The following is a 3084-nucleotide window of genomic DNA, read 5'->3' as shown; positions in this document are numbered from 1 at the left end:
CGCCGGGGGCTTCGTGCGGCCCCGGAGGATCCCGGCCGGTTCCGGCGGGCCCGGCCGTTCGGCGGGGGTCAGCCCAGCTTCGGTGCCACCGGGACATCGCAGCGTACGGTGAAGGAGTGCCCGGCCGGGTCGGCGTAACCGCGTTCCTCCAGGGGGCCCGCGGCGTCCTTCGTCTCCACCGGCCGGCCGCCGAGGCCCACGATCCGCCGTTCCACGGCGTCCAGGTCGTCGACCACGAACTCCAGGTGCGCCTGGAGCGAGTTCTCGGGGCGCGGCCAGCTCGGCGCGGTGGCGTTGGTGTCACGGCGCAGCGCCAGCCGGAAGCCGTCGGAGGCCCGGAGCTCCACCCGGTTGGCCTGGGCGTCCACCACCTCCGCCGCCAGCAGTTCACGGTAGAACTCGGCGAGTTTCTCGGGTTCGGCGCAGTCGAGCACCACCACTCCCGCAGGCACCGTCGGCATGTCTCCTCCACAGGGTCCGGGTCCGTCCGCGGGCCGGGGCGACTTCCCTGCCCGTAAGGGGCACCTGTCCCGGTTCCGCGGATTCAATCAACGCCGGGCGACTGCAAGTGCGGTGAATCCCGAGGCATTTGGGAGAACATGCACCTCAAGTGCCTTGTCCGGTAACAGATATCACGACAGTACCTTGTGTAGATCATCTAGGATCTGGGCAGCCTCGTTCCGCTTACCGGCTCAACTTTCGTGCGGTGAAGTCGAGTTCGAGTGCGGGCCGTCTCCTTGGCGGTCCGCTCGCAGGGCGGGGGACTCCGCGTTCCGTTTCCCGAAAGGAAGCACATGTCTCAGGACGTCCGGTTCGACCTTCCCTTCGACACCCCGGTCAGCGAGCATCTGGAGTACGCGCGGGCGCGTCATCTGCGCTGGGTGTGGGACATGGGACTGGTGCGCAGCCGGGCCGGGTTCGACGAGTACCGCTCCTGGGACCTGCCGCAGGCCGCCGCCCGCACCTATCCGTACGCCTCGGCCGAGGACATGGTCGTCCTGATGAACTGGTTCTCGCTGGCGTTCCTGTTCGACGACCAGTTCGACGCGGGGCGGCCGGACCGGGCGGACGTGATAGCCGACGTGGCGCGGGAGCTCATCGCCACCCCGCTGCGTCCGGCGGGGAGCACCCCCCGGGTGGTCTGCCCGATCACGGTGGCCTGGGCGCAGGTCTGGGAACACCTCTCTGATGGCATGTCCCTGACCTGGCAGACCCGGTTCGCCGCGTCCTGGGGCCGGTTCCTGGTGGCCCACTGCGAGGAGGTCGACCTGGCGGCCCGCGGGCTGGCCGGGACCCTCGGCCTCGACGAGTACACCGTGTTCCGGCGGCGCACCGTCGGCATCCACCACAGTATCGACGCCGGTGAGCGCAGCCGCGGCTTCGAGGTGCCGGCGCGGGTGATGGCCCATCCCCTGATGGAGCGGATGCGTGACCTGGCCGCGGACACCATCGGCTTCATGAACGACATCCACTCCTTCGAACGGGAGCGGCGCCGCGGCGACGGCCACAACCTGATCGCCGTACTGCACCGGGAGCGCGGCTGCTCGTGGGAGGAGGCCGCGGCCGAGGCGTACCGCATGACGGCCGCCTGCCTGGACGAGTACCTGGAGCTCGAGGCGCGGGTGCCCCGCATGTGCGAGGAGCTCGCGCTCGACGCGGACGAGCGCGAGCGGGTGGACAAGGGCGTGCAGGCCATCCAGCACTGGATCGGGGGCAACTACGAGTGGGCCCTGACCAGCGGCCGGTACGCGGCGTCGAAGGAGGGCGAGGTGGCCACGGCCGAGCAGGCGGGCCGCGGCTCGGTCGACGATCTGCTGACCGTGTGAACCGGCCGTGCCGCCCGGCCCCGCGGCGGGGCCGGGCGCGGTGGCCGGGCGGCACGGCCGTTGCGGCGTCGTCCGGTGTCAGGCGCTGAACTCGACCGGCAGGCGGTCCAGTCGGGTCTCCCAGGTGGAGGCGCTCGAGGAGAGCTCCTCCGGCGGCACCGCCAGGCGCAGGTCCCGCAGCCGGTGCAGCAGGACGTCCACGGCGATCTCGATGACGGCCTGGCCGATGTTCTGGCCCGGGCATTCGTGCGGTCCCCCGCTGAACGCCAGATGCGACTGGTTGCCCTGGACCGACACCGCGGGGTCCGGGCGGATCTCCGGGTCCCGGTTGCCCGCCGCGAGGCCCAGGACCAGCAGATCCCCCTCCTCGACCAGGTGACCGCCGATCTCCAGGTCGCCGGTGGCGAACCGGCCGGGCAGCACCGCGAGCGGAGGGCTGTTCCACATGACCTCCTCGACCACCGCGGAGACGTTCAGCCGGCCGCTGATCAGTCCGGACAGCCGGGCGGTGTCGGTCAGGACCAGCTGGAGCACCCGGGCGAGCAGGTTGCTGGTGGTGGTGTGGCCGGCGATCAGCACCAGGCGCAGATGGCTGACCACCTCCTCCTCGTCGAGCCGGGCGGGGTGCGCCAGCAGGGCGGTGGTGAGGTCGCTGCCGGGTTCGGTCCGCTTGCGGACCACGAGCGCACCGAGGATCTCCTGGATGCGGATGTCGTGCGTGACCGCGTCCTCCCCGCCCTTGAGGACCTGTGCGCACGACTCGACCAGGTCGCGTCCCTCGGCCTCCGGCAGTCCCAGGACGCGGGTGAGCACCAGCATCGGCAGGTACTCGGCGTAGTCGCTCACCAGGTCGGCGCGGCCGGTGTCCGCGAAGGCGTCGATCTGCTTGTTCGCGAAGTGCGTGGCGTGCCGCCGGACGCCGCGGCCGGCGGCGGCCTGGAGTCCGTCGGTGACGGCTCCGCGCAGCCTGCGGTGCGGCTCGCCGTCCTGGGAGACGCAGTCGGGGCGCCAGCCGAGCATCGGGACCAGCGGCGAGGTGTCCGCGACCCGCCCCTCGCGCCGGTCGCGCCAGATCCGGGCGTCCCGGGTGAACTGGCGGGGGTGGTCGAGCACCCGCCGGATGTCCCGGTAGCCCAGCACCAGCCAGGCCGGCACGTCACCCTCCAGCAGCACCGGTGCCACCGGTCCGTGTTCCTCGCGCAGCCGTTCCTGGACGCCGGCCGGGTCGGTGGCCAGGTCCGGTCCGTACAGCCGGGCG

General features: G+C 72.0%; 3 protein-coding genes. 1 reads left to right on the top strand and 2 read right to left on the bottom strand.

What is annotated here, in order from left to right; translation table 11 throughout:
* Positions 1-68 precede the first annotated feature (68 nt).
* Complete coding sequence (locus AOK18_RS26185) at positions 69-461, bottom strand: VOC family protein (protein WP_055573289.1); 393 nt, start codon at positions 459-461, stop codon at positions 69-71.
* A gap of 333 nt (positions 462-794) precedes the next feature.
* Here AOK18_RS26185 and AOK18_RS26180 point away from each other — a divergent pair, with 333 nt between their 5' ends.
* Positions 795-1826 (top strand): 7-epi-alpha-eudesmol synthase, encoded by a 1032-nt coding sequence (locus AOK18_RS26180; protein ID WP_055573290.1) that lies wholly within the window; start codon positions 795-797, stop codon positions 1824-1826.
* Positions 1827-1904: 78 nt separating this feature from the next.
* On the opposite strand, the gene AOK18_RS26175 is transcribed toward AOK18_RS26180, so the two are convergent.
* The coding region (locus tag AOK18_RS26175) for a cytochrome P450 (protein ID WP_055695945.1) at positions 1905-3084 on the bottom strand (1180 nt) is incomplete at its 5' end.

The organism is Streptomyces prasinopilosus (assembly GCF_001419695.1).
Classification (GTDB): domain Bacteria; phylum Actinomycetota; class Actinomycetes; order Streptomycetales; family Streptomycetaceae; genus Streptomyces; species Streptomyces prasinopilosus.
Note: the sequence above shows the minus strand (reverse complement) of the source record. Positions and strands in the feature narration are given on the sequence as shown.

Bases quoted from the DNA above. Each gene is read 5' to 3' on its own strand.
- AOK18_RS26185 (WP_055573289.1), bottom strand. From the start codon at position 461: ATGCCGACGGTGCCTGCGGGAGTGGTGGTGCTCGACTGCGCCGAACCC.
- AOK18_RS26180 (WP_055573290.1), top strand. From the start codon at position 795: ATGTCTCAGGACGTCCGGTTCGACCTTCCCTTCGACACCCCGGTCAGC.